The organism is Micromonospora pattaloongensis (genome assembly GCF_900107255.1).
Taxonomy (GTDB): domain Bacteria; phylum Actinomycetota; class Actinomycetes; order Mycobacteriales; family Micromonosporaceae; genus Micromonospora_I; species Micromonospora_I pattaloongensis.
Genome location: NZ_FNPH01000003.1, coordinates 222879 through 237910 on the forward strand (window position 1 = coordinate 222879; position 15032 = coordinate 237910).

The 15032-nt window shown below is 72.6% G+C and carries 11 protein-coding genes and 1 pseudogene; 4 read left to right on the forward strand and 8 right to left on the reverse strand.

Annotation, left to right across the window (positions count from 1 at the left end; translation table 11 throughout):
* Positions 1 to 5 precede the first annotated feature (5 nt).
* A complete protein-coding gene (pruA, locus tag BLW47_RS10460; RefSeq protein WP_091555752.1) occupies positions 6 to 1634 on the reverse strand; it encodes an L-glutamate gamma-semialdehyde dehydrogenase in 1629 nt (542 codons plus the stop codon).
* 293 nt (positions 1635 to 1927) lie between these two features.
* Between pruA and BLW47_RS10465 the strand changes: the two genes are divergently transcribed.
* The gene (locus BLW47_RS10465) at positions 1928 to 2935 is read left to right on the forward strand and encodes a hypothetical protein (protein ID WP_091555008.1); all 1008 of its coding nucleotides are present in this window, start codon (positions 1928 to 1930) and stop codon (positions 2933 to 2935) included.
* 28 nt (positions 2936 to 2963) lie between these two features.
* Here the strand turns inward: BLW47_RS10465 and BLW47_RS10470 are convergent, their stop codons facing one another.
* Positions 2964 to 3464 carry a DUF6912 family protein gene (locus BLW47_RS10470; protein WP_091555010.1) on the reverse strand — a complete coding sequence of 167 codons (501 nt, stop codon included), beginning with the start codon at positions 3462 to 3464 and terminating at the stop codon, positions 2964 to 2966.
* Between the two features lie 246 nt (positions 3465 to 3710).
* Between BLW47_RS10470 and BLW47_RS10475 the strand changes: the two genes are divergently transcribed.
* Together BLW47_RS10475 and BLW47_RS10480 are read left to right on the forward strand one after the other, a co-directional pair.
* A complete protein-coding gene (locus tag BLW47_RS10475) occupies positions 3711 to 3938 on the forward strand; it encodes a helix-turn-helix domain-containing protein (protein WP_091555754.1) in 228 nt (75 codons plus the stop codon).
* 135 nt (positions 3939 to 4073) lie between these two features.
* Positions 4074 to 4670: an Rv3235 family protein gene (locus BLW47_RS10480; protein WP_091555013.1), complete on the forward strand. Its 597-nt coding sequence runs from the start codon at positions 4074 to 4076 to the stop codon at positions 4668 to 4670.
* Positions 4671 to 4744: 74 nt separating this feature from the next.
* Here the strand turns inward: BLW47_RS10480 and secA are convergent, their stop codons facing one another.
* Positions 4745 to 7603 carry a preprotein translocase subunit SecA gene (gene secA, locus BLW47_RS10485; RefSeq protein WP_091555015.1) on the reverse strand — a complete coding sequence of 953 codons (2859 nt, stop codon included), beginning with the start codon at positions 7601 to 7603 and terminating at the stop codon, positions 4745 to 4747.
* 161 nt (positions 7604 to 7764) lie between these two features.
* Between secA and BLW47_RS10490 the strand changes: the two genes are divergently transcribed.
* On the forward strand, positions 7765 to 8961 hold the full coding sequence (locus BLW47_RS10490; RefSeq protein WP_091555017.1) for a GNAT family N-acetyltransferase: 1197 nt from the start codon (positions 7765 to 7767) through the stop codon (positions 8959 to 8961).
* 31 nt (positions 8962 to 8992) lie between these two features.
* On the opposite strand, the gene hpf is transcribed toward BLW47_RS10490, so the two are convergent.
* From hpf to mtrA, 5 genes and pseudogenes are all read right to left on the reverse strand, one after another.
* A complete protein-coding gene (gene hpf / locus BLW47_RS10495; RefSeq protein WP_091555018.1) occupies positions 8993 to 9640 on the reverse strand; it encodes a ribosome hibernation-promoting factor, HPF/YfiA family in 648 nt (215 codons plus the stop codon).
* 242 nt (positions 9641 to 9882) lie between these two features.
* Entirely contained in the window at positions 9883 to 10596 is a 714-nt protein-coding gene (locus BLW47_RS10500) for a ComF family protein (protein ID WP_091555020.1), read from the reverse strand.
* 17 nt (positions 10597 to 10613) lie between these two features.
* Positions 10614 to 12386, reverse strand: coding sequence for an LpqB family beta-propeller domain-containing protein (locus BLW47_RS10505; RefSeq protein ID WP_425435389.1), 1773 nt, complete (start codon positions 12384 to 12386; stop codon positions 10614 to 10616).
* Between the two features lie 24 nt (positions 12387 to 12410).
* A pseudogene (gene mtrB, locus BLW47_RS10510) lies at positions 12411 to 14053 on the reverse strand (MtrAB system histidine kinase MtrB); the annotation flags it as partial.
* An 89-nt stretch (positions 14054 to 14142) separates the two neighbouring features.
* Positions 14143 to 14832, reverse strand: coding sequence for an MtrAB system response regulator MtrA (gene mtrA, locus BLW47_RS10515; RefSeq protein WP_091555025.1), 690 nt, complete (start codon positions 14830 to 14832; stop codon positions 14143 to 14145).
* Positions 14833 to 15032: the final 200 nt, after the last annotated feature.

A 15032-nucleotide genomic window follows, 5' to 3' on the forward strand; every position in this document is an offset into this window, starting at 1 on the left:
GGCGGTCAGCCCATGTGCGGGTAGCGGTGGTCGGTCGGCGGCACGAACGTCTCCTTGATCGTGCGCGGCGACATCCAGCGGACGAGGTTGTGCCAGGAACCGGCCTTGTCGTTGGTTCCGCTGGCCCGGGCCCCGCCGAACGGCTGCTGCCCGACGACCGCCCCGGTCGGCTTGTCGTTGATGTAGAAGTTGCCCGCCGCGTAGCGCAGTGTCTCGCCCGCCCAGTCGATCACCCGGCGGTCCGTGGCGAAGATCGAGCCGGTGAGCGCGTACGGCGCGATCGACTCGGCCTGGGCGACCGCCTCCTCGAACCGGTCGTCGTCGAAGACGTGCACGCCGAGGATCGGGCCGAAGTACTCCGTGGTGAACGACTCGTGGGCCGGGTCGGTGCACTCGAAGACCGTGGGGCGCACGAAGTATCCCTCCGAGTCGTCCGCGGTGCCGCCGGCCAGGATCCGGCAGGCGTCGTCGCCGGAGATCAACTCCAGCGCCTTCGTGTGCCGGGCGAACGCCCGGGCGTCGATCACCGCGCCGCCGAAGTTCCGGAAGTCGGTGACGTCGCCGTAGCTGAGCGAGTCGGCGGTCGCGGCGAGCCGGTCGCGCAGGCCCCCCTCCCACAGCGACCGCGGGACGTACGCCCGCGAGGCCGCCGAGCACTTCTGGCCCTGGTAGTCGAAGGCGCCGCGGACGAGCGCGGTGTGCAGCGCGTCGACGTCGGCGCTGGCGTGCGCGATCACGAAGTCCTTGCCGCCGGTCTCCCCCACCAGGCGCGGGTACGAGCGGTAGCGGGCGACGTTCTCGCCGATGGTCCGCCACAGCATCTGGAAGACCTTCGTCGAGCCGGTGAAGTGGACGCCGGCGAAGTCCGGGTCCGCGAGCACGACCTCGGAGACCTCGACACCGTGCCCGGTGACCATGTTGATCACACCGGGCGGCAGCCCGGCCGCCTCGAACAGCCGCATCGTGAAGTGGGCGGCGAACTGCTGGGTCGGCGCCGGCTTCCACACCACGGTGTTGCCCATCAGCGCCGGCGCCGACGGCAGGTTGCCGGCGATCGCGGTGAAGTTGAACGGCGTGATCGCGTACACGAAGCCCTCGAGGGGGCGGTGGTCCAACCGGTTCCACACGCCGGGCGACGACTGCGGCTGCTCGGCGAGGAGCTTGTGGGCGTACCCGACGTTGAACCGGAGGAAGTCGATCAGCTCACAGGCGGAGTCGATCTCGGCCTGGTAGGCGGTCTTCGACTGGCCGAGCATGGTCGCCGCGTTGAGCGTGTCGCGCCAGGGCCCGGCCAGCAGCTCCGCGGCGCGCAGAAAGATCGCCGCCCGGTCTTCGAAGGACAAAGCGCGCCACATCGGGGCAGCCTTCTTCGCGGCCGTCACCGCCGCGACGGCGTCGGCGTTGGTCGCGTTATGGGTGACCCCCAGCACGTGCCCGTGCCGGTGCGGCTGCACCACGTCGATCGCCGGCCCCGCGCCCATCCGCTGCTGACCGTCGATGGTCATCGTCAGCTCCAGCCGCTCCTCGGCGAGCTCGGCGAGGCGCCGTTGCAGGCTGGCACGCTCCGGACTGCCCGGCGCGTAGTCGCGGACCGGCTCGTTGCGCGGCTCGGGTACGGAGAAGACGGCGTCCATCACAGGCTCCTGGGTAATCTCGACTGCTTTGGCGAAATCGGCCCGGCCGGGGTTCTTCGTGGGAACCACCACGGCGGGTCCGCGCCCCATCCTCGCACGGGGACCGCACCGCCACGGTCGGGCCGCCGCGCAGCCGTCCCGCCACCGCCGAGCGGCGCCGGAGGCGTCCGACCAGCAGCGCGCGGGCCACGTCGGCGGCGCGCGTACCCTGAAGAACCGGTGCCGCCGGGGCAGCCGACCGCTGTCTCAGCCGCCCCCACGCTCGCGGCCGGTGATCCGTCGAAGGGGAGACGATGACCAACGAGTCCGGCAGTTCCGCCCTCTCGACGCCGCCGCGCACGGCCGACGCGGAGCCGACCGACGCGCCCGGCACGCCGGCCGCGGACGAAACCGCGCCGTCCGCCACCGCCATCGGCGCGCTGTGGCTCGGGATCCTCGCCCTGGTGTGGCTCACCGTGATGCTGCGCTCGGTCCAGGCGTCGCTGACGTCCCCGGGCGACGGCGCCTTCGGGATCACCGCGGCCGCCATCGGGCTGCCGGCGGTGGTCTCCGCCGCGCTGGTCGGGGGCGCGGGCGTGGCCCTCGCGGTCCGCGGCTTCGTCCGGCGGAGTCTGGACGAGCGCCCGACCGCGCGGTTCGTGATCGCGCTCGGCTCCGGCCTGCTCGTCGGCATGGGCGCGGCGGCGGCGATCGTGCTGGGGCACCCCGACGGCGGCTCGGCGGTCATGGTGCTCGGCGGCACGATCGCCGCCGGCGCGACCATCGGGGCCGCCCTGGCCGGCATCCGCGCCACGGCCGTCGTGGGGGCCGGCGTCGCCGCCTCGCTGGGGGTGTTCCTGCTGACCTTCCTGCGCGAGCTGTTCAAATCCGACCTGCTCCGGATCTTCGGCGCCGGCGACAACCCGGTCTCGATGCTGAACGCCCAGCACTGGCTCGGATTGACCGGCGCGGTGCTCAGTGGCCTGGTCGCCGGGCTGATCGCCGTGGCGTACCTGCGCCGGGCGGTCCGGCACGCCGCTGCGCCGCCCCGCTGGCCGGTCTACCTGCTCGCCGGCGCGAGCACCGGGCTGATGCTGCTGCTCACCGAGGCGATCACGCGGATCGGCGGCGCTCAGGTGCTGGCGCTGGCGCGGTCGGTCAGCGACCACGACAGCGTGTTCCAGGACATGGCGGACGCGGCCCGGATCAACGCCGGGCTGCTCGTCCTCTTCGTCGGGGGGATCACGGCGATCATCGCGTTCGGCCGGACCCTGACGCCGGCCGCCGCCGACGAGCCCGCCGAGGAGCCGGCGACGCCCTGACAGCGCACCCTGTCGCCGTCGGCGGTCGCTACGCGAACGTGTCGAGCTCCGAGACGTCGTACCACTCCAGCTCGTGGTCCTCGGCGCCGTCGACGGTGAACTGCGCGTCGGGGTCACCGGCCGCCGCTTCGGTCACCACCGCCGCCGCCGCGGCGATGTCCTCGGCCGCGTCGACGCTGTCGACGTGAATCGCCGCGACCGCGCGCAGCGGGACCGGCCCGGCGAGGCGCACCGTGCTCGACCCGAGCTCGCCGTCACCGGGGCGCACCGCCGCCGCCGGAAGGTCGGCGGAGACCACCACGCGGCGGTGGGGCGCGGCCGGATCCTCGCGCAGCAGTACCAGCGCGTCCTGGGCGGCGCGGGTGAAGGCCACGTACTCCAGCTCTTCCTCGTCGCCCTCGGCGTACCACTCCCGCAGCGTCGGGGTGACCGCGTGCGCCGTGGCGATGGTCAACTCGCCCGTCGACCGCAGCGTGGTCAGCATCGGCACGGTGGCCGGTACGTACACCCGGATCAGCTGCTCTGGCACGGCACGCTCTCCCTCTCGACGTCGGCGCGCGGCGGTGGCCGCCGCTTTGCCGTTGGCCTTCTCCGACGGCGCACGCGCGCGGGCGCCGTCGCCGGCGCCGTCCCCTGTCCTACACCCCGCGCCCGCCGGTCGGAAGCGCATTCGGTCCGGTGTGTCCGATCCGCAATGCTCGCCCGCGCGGGGGAACGCAGCGGAACCGTTCGATGGCAAACTGAGGCAACCTCAACCGAGTCGCCGGGAGTGCCCGTGGAGCCCAGGTTCCTGCAGCTGTCCGACGTCGCCGCCGAGCTGAACGTGTCGGACTCGCAGGTCTACCACATGGTGCGCAGCGGCGAGCTGCCGGCGATCAAGATCGGCGGGCGGGGCCAGTGGCGGGTGGAGCGGGCCCGGCTGGAGGAGTACATCCAGCGCAAGTACGCGGAGACCGCCGAATGGGTGCAGGGAAACCCGCTGGTCGAGCGCGACCCGGAGTAGAGGATCTCTCGTACGATGCCCGTCCGTCGCCTCCGGCGACGCGCGAAGGCATTGACGGACGCCATCATGTCGATTAGAACTGGGAGGAGTCGAAGGCAAACGAAAGCAAACGCAAGATCATTCGTAGGAGGCCTCGTGCCCGCTGTCCGCGCTCCGGCCCGTCCCGCCGTGCGGCTGCGGGCCGCACCCCCGCTCGACCCGCCCTTCGACGACGAGGCCGCCCCGCAGACCTGGGCGGGCGACGGACCCGGTCAACTCGCGCTCGACTTCGCGCTCACGCCCGGCCCCGATCGCCGACCGGCGGCGCACGGCGCCGCAACGGACCGGCGGCACGACGGCGGCTCGGGTGATCACCCAGCCGGCCTGCCGCCCGGAGCGCTCGCGGCCGCCTCCCCGGAGGCCCGTCAGGCGGCCCGGCGGTTCCTCGTCGCCTGCCTGGAGATCTTCAACGGCTACCGGCCGATCGGGCACGCCCGGCAGCTGTCGAGCCGGGACGACGCCGAGGAAATCATCGAGCAGCTCGCGACCGGACTGCGCCGGATCAACGGGCACCGCGGCGCCGGCCGGCGACCCGAGCCGGTGCGGCTGCGGTCGCTGCGGGTCTGCGAGCCGCGGCGCGGCGTCGCCGAGGGCGCGGCGGCGCTCAGCGCCCGGGACCGGACCTGGGCGATGGCGTTCCGGCTCGAACGCCGCGGCGGAGGCTGGGTCGGCACCGCCGCCCACCTGCTCTAGCCGCCCCATCGCGCCATCCACGAACGCCGAAGCGGCCCCCCGCGGTGTGCGGGGAGCCGCTTCGGTGAATCGCGTCAGGCGGTCGGGGCGCCGTGGCAGCGCTTGTACTTCTTGCCGGACCCGCAGGGGCACGGCGCGTTGCGGGACGGGCCTTCGCCGCTCACCGCCTGGCCGGGGGCCGGCTGGCGCGCCGAGCTCGACGGCGAGGGGGCCGGACGGCCGACACCCAGCGCCGGCGCCTGCTCCACCTGCACCCCGCCGTCGGCGCCGACCGCGCCGTCGACGGCCGGCGCGGTGTAGCGCAGACCCTGCGACGGCGTGGAGCGACCGAGCCCCTTGGCCCGGATCTCGACCGGAGCCTCCTCCCGCAGCGGCATCGGCGCCGGTCCGCCGTCGCCCTGCCCCGGAGCCGCGGCGGGCGCCTCCTCGACCTGGACCTCCAGGTTGAACAGGAAGCCGACCGTCTCCTCCTTGATGCCGTCCATCATCGTGGCGAACATCGCGAAACCCTCGCGCTGGTATTCGACCAGCGGGTCCCGCTGGGCGTAGGCGCGCAGCCCGACGCCCTCCTGGAGGTAGTCCATCTCGTAGAGGTGCTCGCGCCACTTGCGGTCGATCACCTGCAGCAGGACCATCCGCTCCAGCTGCCGCAGCGCCTCCGAGCCGAGCTGCTCCTCGCGCCGCTGGTACGCCGCCTGCGCGTCCTCCAGGATCCGGGCCAGCAGGAACTCGCCGTCCAGGCCGCTGCGCTCGCCGCCGGCCTCCTCGACCAGGTCGTCGATGGTGAGGCCGACCGGGTAGAGCTGCTTCAGGCTCGCCCAGAGCTGCTCCAGGTCCCAGTCCTCGGCGTAGCCCTCGGCCGTCGCACCGGTCACGTACGCCGTGACGACGTCATTGATCATGTGCTCGACCTGGTCGTGCAGGTCCTCGCCGTCGAGCACGCGCTTGCGCTCGGCGTAGATCACCTGGCGCTGCTTGTTCAGCACCTCGTCGTACTTGAGGACGTTCTTGCGGATCTCGGCGTTCTGACCCTCGATCTGCGCCTGCGCGCTCTTGATCTGCCGGGTCACCATCTTCGACTCGATCGGCACGTCCTCCGGGATGTTGAAGCGGTCCATGACCGCCTCGACCGCCCCGGCCCGGAAGCGCTTCATCAGCTCGTCCTGCAGCGACAGGTAGAACCGCGACTCACCGGGGTCGCCCTGCCGCCCGGAACGACCGCGCAGCTGGTTGTCGATCCGGCGCGACTCGTGCCGCTCGGTGCCGAGCACGTACAGCCCGCCGACCGAGGCGACCTCCTCGGCCTCGGCGTCGCACGCCTGCTTCCACCCCGGCAGGATCTCTTCCAGCGCCTTCTCGTAGTCGTCGCCGTGCTCGTCCGGGTCCAGCCCGCGCTGCCGCAGCTCGTTGGCGGCGAGGAACTCGGCGTTGCCGCCGAGCAAGATGTCCGTGCCGCGGCCGGCCATGTTGGTGGCGACGGTGACCGCGCCCTTGCGGCCCGCCTGCGCGACGATCTCGGCTTCCTTGGCGTGGAACTTGGCGTTCAGCACCGAGTGCGGAATGCCACGCCGGCGCAGCAGCTGCGACAGGATCTCCGAGTTCTCGACCGAGACGGTGCCGACCAGCACCGGCTGCCCGACCGCGTGCCGCTCGGCGATGTCCTCGACGACCGCGTTGAACTTGGCCTTCTCCGTCTTGTAGATGACGTCCGGCCGGTCGAGGCGGATCATCGACCGGTGCGTCGGGATCGACACGACCCCGACCTTGTAGACCTTGTTGAACTCGCCCGCCTCGGTCTGGGCGGTACCGGTCATGCCGGAGAGCTTGCCGTAGAGGCGGAAGTAGTTCTGCAGGGTGATCGTGGCAAGAGTCTGGTTCTCCTGCTTGATCTCCACGCCCTCCTTGGCCTCGATGGCCTGGTGCATGCCCTCGTTGTAGCGGCGACCGTGCAGGATGCGACCGGTGAACTCGTCGACGATGAGGACCTCGCCCTCGTTGACGATGTAGTCCTTGTCGCGCTTGTAGAGCTCCTTGGCCTTGATCGCGTTGTTCAGGTAGCCGACGAGCGGGGTGTTCACCGACTCGTACAGGTTGTCGATGCCGAGCCGGTCCTCGACCTTGGCGACACCGCGCTCGGTCACCGCGATGGTCCGCTTGGCGTAGTCGACCTCGTAGTCGCCCTCGCCGTCCTTGCCGGGCTGCAGCCGCGCCACCACGGCGGCGAACTCGCCGTACCACCGCGCCGAGTGCTCGGCCGGGCCGGAGATGATCAGCGGGGTACGGGCCTCGTCGATGAGGATCGAGTCGACCTCGTCGACGATCGCGAAGTTGTGGCCCCGCTGCACCAGTTCGTCCCGCGACCACGCCATGTTGTCGCGCAGATAGTCGAAGCCGAACTCGTTGTTCGTGCCGTACGTGATGTCGCACTCGTACGCGGCGCGGTGCTCGGCGGCGGGCCGGTTGGGCAGGATCACGCCGACGGTGAGACCGAGGAACTCGTGCACCCGCCCCATCCACGCGGCGTCCCGCTCGGCGAGGTAGTCGTTCACGGTCACGACGTGCACGCCGTTGCCCGAGAGCGCGTTGAGGTAGGCCGGCAGCACAGAGGTGAGCGTCTTGCCCTCACCGGTCTTCATCTCGGCGATGTTGCCGAAGTGCAGCGCCGCGCCGCCCATGATCTGCACCTCGTAGTGCCGCTGGCCCAGCACCCGCGACGCCGCCTCACGGGCGGTCGCGAAGGCCTCCGGCAGCAGGTCGTCGAGGGTCTCGCCGTCGGCCAGCCGCTGACGGTACTGGTCCGTCAGCGCGCGCAGCTCGGCGTCGGTGAGGTCGACGTAGTCGTCCTCGATCGAGTTGACGGCCGCCGCAACCGCCTTGAGCCGGCGCAGCATGCGGCCCTCGCCGGCGCGAAGGACCTTTTCCAGAATCGACACGGATCAGCGCTCCCCTAGACAGTCTGCCGAACCATCGTAGGCGCACCGTGGACCGGATCGGCAGCCGCGGCTGCCGCCGATCTGGTGGAAAACGACAATCGACCCAGTCGACACCGGTATTCCGGTTACGCCGAGCGCGAACCGTCCGGCAATATGACCGCGTGGAGCCCTGGGAGATCCGTGCGGACGGCCTGCTGCTGCGTCCGTGGCGGCCGGACGACGCGCCCGCCATGCACCGGGCGTGCGTGGATCCGGAGATCGGCCGCTGGTCCGGGCTCCCGTCGCCGCACCTGCCGCGACACGCGGTCGACTTCATCGCGCGGGCCCGCCGGCGGCTCGCCGAGGGCACCGCGTACCACCTGGGGGTTTTCGACGCCGAGACCGGTGAGCTGCTGGGCAGCTGCGCGCTGAACGGGGTCGACCCGGCCGGCGGGGAGGCGCGGATCGGCTACTGGACCGCGCCGTGGGCGCGCGGCCGGCGGATCGCCGAGCGGTCGTCCCGGCTGCTGGCCGGCTGGGGCTTCGACACGCTGGGGTTGGCGCGGATCGGGTGGCGCGCGCAGATCGGCAACCACGTGTCGCGGCTGGTCGCGCTCCGCCTCGGCGTGCGGATCGAGGGTGTACGCCGGGCCGAGTTGCGGCATCGCGACGGCCGGCGGGCGGACGCCTGGGTCGGGTCGCTGCTGCGCGGGGAGCTGGCCGATCCGCCGGAGACCGCCGGGCCGGGTTCGGTCGTGGCGCGCCGGGCGGCGGTCTTCGCCGCCGAGCAGCCGGTGCTCTTCGCGGGCACCCCGCACGGGGAGATCCGACTGCGCGCGCCCGAGGACCGGGACGTCGACGGGGTGGTAACCGCCTGCCGGGACCCGGAGACGCTGCGCTGGACCACCGTGCCGGAGCCGTACGAGCGGCGCCACGCCGAATTCTTCGTCGGCGCGCACACCCGTGGGCGGTGGGCGCGGGGCGACGGCGCGGTCTTCGCCGTCGCGGACGCCGCCGACCGCTACGTGGGCTCGATGGAGCTGCGGATCTCCGCCGCCGACCCGGCCGTGGCCGACGTCGGGTACATGGTGGCGCCGGCCGCGCGCGGCCGCGGGTACGCGCCCGCCGCGCTGGCCGCGCTGACCGCGTGGGGCTTCACCAGCCTCGGGCTGGCCCGGATCGAGTGGCACGCCAACGTCGGCAACACCGCCTCGCGGCGGGTGGCGGAGAAGGCGGGTTTCGTCGTGGAGGGCACGGCGCGCGCCGGGGTGCCGCACCGGGGGGAACGCGTCGACGCCTGGGTCGGCGCGCTGGTGGCCCGAGACGTGACGGCCGCGGCGCCCGGCTCCAGCGGCGCGGTCGGGCCGGGCCCGGCGTGATGCGGACCCGGCCCGACCGCGTCCCGCCGCCTCAGGCGGCGAGCGAGATGATCCCGTAGTCGTAGCCCTTACGCCGGTAGACGACGCTGGGGCGTCCGGACTCCTTGTCCTGGAACAGGTAGAAATCGTGGCCGACGAGCTCCATCTGGAACAGCGCGTCGTCGACCGTCATCGGCTCGGCCGGGTGTTCCTTCTCCCGGACGATGTGCCACGGCTGGTCGTCCGGCTCCTCGGCCTCGAGCACGGCGACCGACCCCCGGTCGCCGTCGGCGGTCTGCGCTCGCGCGCCGTTGCCGAACAGGCCGGGTTCGTCCAGGCCCACGACCGGCAGCCCGGCGGTCGCTTCCGCGACCGAGAGCGGCGCGTGGCGGCCGCGATGGACGCGGCGGCGGTCGGCGGCGCGGCGCAGCCGGGTGTCGAGTTTGCTGATCGCGGTGTCGAGCGCGATGTAGAAGTCCTTGGCGCACGCCTCGGCCCGGATGACGGGCCCGCGGGAGACACAGGTGATCTCGACTCGCTGGCAGTGGTCGGACTGGCGTCGGTTGCGTTCGTGGAAGAGCTCCACATCCACGCGAATGATCTTGTGGTCGTAACGCTCGATCTTGGCTAGTTTCTCGGCGACATGAACCCTGTAGTGGTCGGGCACCTCAACGTTGCGCCCCTTGACGACGATGTCCACGCATGACCTCCAGATGATCGGATGGTCCCCTGCAGAATCCAGTCGACGCGCTGGTGATCGAAGTTTCCGGCGTCGACCGGCACTACCGAACGGCATACCTCCTTCGACCATCGGACGGGGTTGTTGACCGCCGGTCATACCCCCATGAAGACGACGTTAACCCCTGTTCGGCCACGAGTCATCACTCCTTAGCAAGACCTTTTCGAGCAGATTCGCCCATCGAACGCAGAGAGGCGAAAAGGTCATGCCGGACCGGTCCTCCGACGGGTCGCCGCGATCAACGCAGCCCGGTCGACGGGCACGCCCGCCCCGGCCAGCAGCGCGCTCACCGCGGCGAGGGTCGCGCCGGTGGTGACGATGTCGTCGAGCACGACAACCCGCCGGCCGACCGCCGCCCGACGCAGCGCGCCGAGCCGCCCGGCCCGGATCCGGAACGCCCCCGCCGCCGCCGCGGCCCGACCCGCGCTGTCCAAAGTCGCCGAATCCGGGCGCGGCAGCGCGCGCAGCGGCCGGGCCAGCAGCGCCGGCCACCCCGCCCGGCGCAGGGAACCGGTGGCGTGCCGCGCCAGCCGCCACAGGTGGTCACCGTGGCGCGTCCGCGCGGCCCGCGCCGTGGCCGGCACCGGGATCAGCAGTACGCCGTCCGGTGCGCCACCGGTGGCCACCGCGACCACGTCCGCGAGGAGCGTCCCGAGTGGCCGGGCCAGCCCGTGACGCCCGCGCTCCTTGTAGGACAGCAGCATCTCGCGCAGCGCCCCGTCGTACTCACCGAGCGCCACACACGGCGGCAGCCCGATCGGCGCCGGCGTGGGACGTACGGAGCGGGGCCGCAGCGTCGACAACTGCGCCGCGCAGGCCGCGCACACGCCGTGCCGCAGCGGGACGTGCCGCGCCCGGCACCCGGCGCAGCCGGCCGGCAGCAGCAGGTCGGCCAGGCCCGCCCACACCTCCACCACCGGCGCGCTCCCCGCCGTCAGGACAGGAAGAACGGGGCGGTCGCGCCGCTGGAACGCGGGGACGCCGTCGGGCTCGCCCCCGTGGTCGCCCCGGCGATCTCGTCCGCCCGGATCTCCTCCCCCGGCCCCAACTGGTCGTACGCGATCCCGTTGGCCACGTACATCCGGTAGCCGCCGGTGCTGCCGAGCGGGCTCGCGGGGTAGGCGGCGAGGTGGGTGACGTCGGCGGTGCCGAGGTCCCGCGTCGGCCGGATCTCGATCGCGCCGTCCACGGTGATGTCGTAGAGGACGGGGCGCCGCTCCGGGTTGAGGCCGGCCGCGACGACGCTGTTCTCGGTGGTCCAGTCGGCGCTGGTCAGCCTGTTCAACGAGGTGGGCAGCTCCCGGACCGACTGCACCTCGGCCGCCTCGCCGCGGCTGAGCGCGGCGACGTAGAGCCGCCCGGCGACGACGAGCACGATCCGGTGCCCGTCCGGCGCCGCCCCGACCGCGGTCACCCGGTCGGGCAGTCCGGGCAGGTTGACCTCGGTCAGCGCGGGACTCCCGACCTGGAACTGGAGCAGCCGTCCATCCGCCGGCACCAGGCCGACATTCCCGGGCCCCTTGAGCCACACCGGCCGGCCCACGGTCCCGAACGCGCCCGCGAGCGTCTGGAACGTGCCGCCCTGCGCCGGGCCCGACCCGATCACGATCCGCCGCGCCTGCCCGTGCCGGACGACGAGCGCGGCCGAGGTCACGTCCCCGTCGCGGCGCAGCGCCGCCGAGACGACGTTGCGGTTCACGGCCGGGGTGAGCAGCGGGACGGGCTCGTCGGCGCGGGTCGAGCTGGTGAGCCGGCGTACCTGCCCCTGGTAGACACAGAACCGTTCCGGTGTCTGCGCCAGCTCGTGGGCCGGGTTGGCCGCGAGCAGTTCCACGCCGCGGAACGTCCTCGGCGCCTGCCCCTCGATGGTCAGCTCCAGGCTCTTGCCGAAGTCCGGCCAGAGCGACCACATCAGCTGCGCGGCCAGCGGTTCGAGCTGCCGCGCGTCGCCCGCCGGCGCCGCGTCGGCGGTCAGACTGATCTTGAGTACGTCGTTCGTGTCCGGCACGTTCCGGGCGCTCTTGGTGCCGGCGGGCAGCGCCTGCACGATCTTTTCGATCGCGCTCGACGGGCCGCTGAGCAGCGCGTCGAGCAGTTCGTTGCGGCGCCGCTCCCGCGGCACCGCCAGCGGCAGGTACCGCAGGTCGGGCACGAGCACGCGCTGTTCGAGGTCCCAGAAGTAGACGGCCTGCTGCAGGTAGAGCGTGCTCAACCCGTCCTCGCTGAGCAGCAGCACCGGCGGCGGGACGAGCACGAACTTCCCGGCCTCGCCCTCGACGGAGCCGACCGTGAAGGTGTACTCGGTCTCCCGGGTGTCCGGCGGCTCGAGCGCGCCGTTGGGCTTCAGCACGCCGAGCTGCTGCACCCGCAGCCGCACCTCATCGGCCTCGGCGCCCGCGCCCGTGATCCGCGGCCGCTCCAGCAGCCGGATCACGCGCAGCGTCACCTCCGGCTTCTGCTCCTTCACCCGGTCCCGGGCCTTCGGCGCCACGAAGTCCCGGACCTGGTTCACCGCCGCGTGCCCGGTCTCCCCCGCCGCCGCCTTGAGGAAGTTCTCGACGAAGGTCTCGGTGTCCTGCGCCGCCATCCGCGTCGGCGGCCGCTGCCCGAACTGCGGCCCGGAGGCGAGCCCCGGCGCGGGCCTCTGCCCGTCGACCGCGACATCGGTCTGGTCCGGGATGCCGCAGGCGGCGACCGCGGCGACCATCACGGCCGCCGCGAACACCGCCAGCGGCCGCCGGGTCACCGGGTCCCCCCGGCGGCGACCGGCGGCGCCGGATCCGGCCGGTGCTCCCCCGCGAATGGGGCCCCGGCCGTCGTGTCGGCCGGCACGAGCCGCAGCGGCGAGGAGGTCAACCGATCGCCGGCCCGGACCGGCAGCGTCAGCCGGAACTGTGCCCCGTCGCCCGGCGCGCCCCACGCCTCCAGCCACCCGCCGTGCAGCCGGGCGTCCTCCACGCTGATCGACAGGCCCAGCCCGGTGCCTCCGGTCTGGCGGGCCCGCGACGGGTCGGAGCGCCAGAAGCGGTTGAAGACCAGCTTCTCCTCACCCGACTTCAGCCCCACCCCGTGGTCGCGCACCGTGACCGCCACGGCCGCCTCGTCCATGCCGAGCGTGATCTCGACCGGACGGTGCTCCCCGTGCTCGATCGCGTTGCCCAGCAGGTTGCGCAGGATCCGCTCGACCCGGCGCGGATCGACCTCCGCGATCACCGGCGTGTCCGGCACGTTCACCTCCACCTCGACACCGAGCCGGCGGGCCAGGCTGTCCAGCCGGTCCACGGTCCGCCGTACGACCGGCACCAGGTCCGTCGGTTCGGCGTCCAGCATCGCGAAGCCGGCGTCGAACCGGCTGATCTCCAGCAGGTCGGTCAGCAGGCTCTCGAACCGGTCCAGCTCCGCCTGCAGCAGCTCGGCGCTGCGCGCCACCGCGGGGCTGAACTCCTCGCGCTCCGAAAAGATCAGATCCGCCGCCATCCGCACCGTGGTCAGCGGCGTACGCAGCTCGTGCGAGACGTCGGAGGTGAAGCGCCGCTGCAGCCGGGACATCTCCTCCAGGCGGACGATCTGCCGCTGCAGGTTGGTCGCCATCTGGTTGAACGACGCCGCGAGCAGCGCGAGGTCGTCCTCGCCGTCGACCACCATCCGCTGGTCGAGCAGGCCCGCGGAGAGGCGCTGGGCGGTGCGGGCCGCCACCCGTACCGGGGTGACCACCATGCGGGTCACCAGCGCCGAGACCACGCCGAGCAGGACCACCAGCGCCAGCCCGGTGACCAGCACCATCGACCGGATCTGGTTCGCCGCGTCGTCCTGCGTCGTCAGCGGCGTGAGGTAGTAGAGCTCCACCTGCCCGAACTTGGTCGGCACCGGAGATCCGTAGACCAGGTACTTCACCCGCCCCGCGCCCAGGTCGAAGGTGCGGATCTGGTGCGCCTGGTTGCCGGCCGCCACGCTCCGGGCCAGCTCGTCACCGATCAGGCGGCGGGCGTCGACGCGCGGGGACGTCTCCGTGTTGATGTTCGGGAAGTTCGCCGCGGTCAGCGCGACCACCGTGCCGCCCACCTCACCCGGATCGCCGCCGACACCGGCGAGGTTGAGCACCGTGCGTTGGAAGGTCGACGGCAGCAGCGGGTCCCGCGGATGGGAGTGGATGCTCATCTGTTCGGCGGCGGAGTCCCGCCCGCTCTGCAGCCGCCGGCGGGCGTCGGTCTCCGCCTTGGCGAGCAGGATGTTGCTGCTCTGCGTGGCCACCAGGTAGGCGAAGCCGCCGACCAGCAGGCTGGACGCGACCAGGGTGATCGTGACCACCCGCACCTGCAACGACCGCCGCCACGTCCGGTGCAGCCCGGCGGCCAACACCGAGGACCGGTGCAGCGCGGCGAGCCACCGGGCGCGCGTCACGGCGCGCGCGCGGGCGGCGAGCGCGGAGGCGGCGGTCGGGGGGCGGGTCACGGTCCCCCAGGCTATCCGGTGCCGGCCTTGTAACCCACGCCCCGCACGGTCAGGATGATCTCCGGACGCTCGGGGTCCGGCTCGATCTTGGCGCGCAGTCGCTGGACGTGCACGTTGACCAGCCGGGTGTCGGCGGCGTGCCGGTAGCCCCAGACCTGCTCCAGCAGCACCTCACGGGTGAAGACCTGGCGCGGCTTGCGGGCCAGCGCCACGAGCAGGTCGAACTCCAGCGGAGTCAGCTTGACCTCCTCGCCGTCCCGGCTCACCGTGTGCGCCGGCACGTCGATGGTGATCTGGTTGCCCGGCGGGCCGATAGTGAGCAGCTCGGGGGCGGCGTCCTCGCCACGGCGCAGCCGGGCCCGCATCCGGGCCACCAGCTCCTTCGGCTTGAACGGCTTCACCACGTAGTCGTCGGCGCCCGACTCCAGGCCGAGCACCACGTCGACGGTGTCGCTCTTCGCGGTGAGCATCACGATCGGGATGCCCGATTCGGCGCGGATCGCCCGACACACGTCGATACCGCTCATGCCGGGCAGCATCAGGTCGAGCAGCACGATGTCCGGGCGGCCCTCCCGGAACGCCGCCAACGCCCGCTCGCCGTCGGCGACGAAGGACGGCAGGAAGCCCTCGCTCCGCAGCACGATGCCGAGCATCTCGGCCAGCGCGGGATCGTCATCGACCACCAGTACCCGTGCTCTCATGGCACCAATATTCCATCCCGATTCGGATTCCGGCGATCGCGACCACCCCGACCCGCCGCCACGCCCACCTGCGCGTACGACAATTCGGACGATCATCGTCGTTTCCCTGCGCCCGTGCACGCCCAGGACGCCGACCCGACCCGGCCGCGGTTCGCCCGAGCGGGCCGCTCGTGCCACGATTGATCGCTGATCCGCACGCA

Coding starts and splice junctions, on each gene's coding strand:
- pruA (WP_091555752.1), bottom strand. CDS start 1,634: ATGGACGCCGTCTTCTCCGTACCCGAGCCGCGCAACGAGCCGGTCCGC.
- BLW47_RS10465 (WP_091555008.1), top strand. CDS start 1,928: ATGACCAACGAGTCCGGCAGTTCCGCCCTCTCGACGCCGCCGCGCACG.
- BLW47_RS10505 (WP_425435389.1), bottom strand. CDS start 12,386: ATGGTCGCCGCGGTCGCCGCCTGCGGCATCCCGGACCAGACCGATGTC.
- mtrA (WP_091555025.1), bottom strand. CDS start 14,832: ATGAGAGCACGGGTACTGGTGGTCGATGACGATCCCGCGCTGGCCGAG.